Source organism: Pseudoalteromonas sp. S1650 (assembly GCF_005887195.1).
GTDB lineage: Bacteria > Pseudomonadota > Gammaproteobacteria > Enterobacterales > Alteromonadaceae > Pseudoalteromonas > Pseudoalteromonas simplex.
In genome coordinates, this window is sequence record NZ_PNDF01000152.1 from 1 (window position 1) to 1,362 (window position 1,362).

At 52.1% G+C, this 1,362-nt stretch carries 1 protein-coding gene; it reads left to right on the forward strand.

The window, feature by feature from the left end; genetic code table 11:
• On the forward strand, window positions 1-1,362 hold a 1,362-nt coding region (locus CWB80_RS21960; RefSeq protein ID WP_171041576.1), incomplete at both ends, for a beta strand repeat-containing protein.

Genomic DNA, 1,362 nt, shown 5'->3' on the forward strand with positions numbered 1-1,362 from the left:
TTCTCAGCCACAGTGGGCAGTGATGGAACCTGGACTAACGAAGTGCCAAACGGTTTAGCTGAAGGTGATTACACTGTATCAGCAACAATTAGTGATGAAGCGGGTAACCCAACGACGGTCAATGCCACAGGCTCTATCGATACCACAACCCCAGTGGTGGTGGTTAACGACACTGGCTTGGGTAATGACAGCACACCACTTATTACGGGCACCTCTACTGAGCCAGCAGGAACGGTCGTGAGCTTATCTATTGTGGATAGCAACAGCGATACACATACCGTCACAGCCACAGTGCAAGCGGATGGGTCGTGGCAAGCCACAGCACCGAGCTTGCCTGATGGCGCTTATACCGTGACAGCAACGATTGTTGATGCGGCAGGCAACGTTGGCACCGATACAGGCAGTGGCAGCATCGATACCTTGCCACCGAGCTTAGCGATAGACAGCTTGGGTACCATCAACGACGATACCCCAACAATCAGTGGGACCAGCAATGAGCCGGCGGGCAGTGTGGTTAACTTAAGTGTTTCAGATGGAACGAACACTTATACCTTTACGGCGACCGTGCAAGCAGGTGGCACATGGTCAGCAGATGTACCAAGTTCGTTGAATAATGGCACGATAACTATTGATGCTAGCATCACCGATGCTGCGGGGAATGAAACAACCGCCAATGACACCGCGGTGCTGGATACCACCGCACCGAGTATCACGATTAATGTCATTGGCGAAACCAATGATACGACACCGACTATTAACGGCACCAGTGATGCGGTCAATGGCAGCGTCGTGACCGTGGTAATTGATGATGGTATCAACCCAGCAGAAACATTAACCACCACGGTTAATGGCGGAACATGGACAGTCACAGCAAGCAGTGCTTTGGCTGAAGGCGACTTTACAGTCACCGCAACCGTGACAGAAAACGGCATTGATGGAACGGCCACACGAACAGGTATCATTGATACCACCATGCCAGCGATTGATATAAATGCATTAGACGTCACCAATGACACCACGCCAACAGTCAGTGGCACAGCCAGTGCCCCGCAAGGCAGTACAGTCACTGTGGTCTTTACCGATGCAAACAACAACAGCCACACAGTCACTACCGTGATGCAAAGCAATGGCACCTGGTCAGTGGCGGCGAGCACATTGTTAGCAGAAGGAGAATACACGGTTACGGCGACGGTCAGTGATCAAGCAGGTAACCCAGCAACAGCCAGTGCCACGGGGGAAATCGACATTACCGCACCGACGATTAGCCTTGATACCTTGGCCGATAGTAATGATGTGACACCGCTCATCAGTGGGCAAACCAGCGGAGCGGCAGTGGGCAGTTTAGTGCTGCTTACTATCACT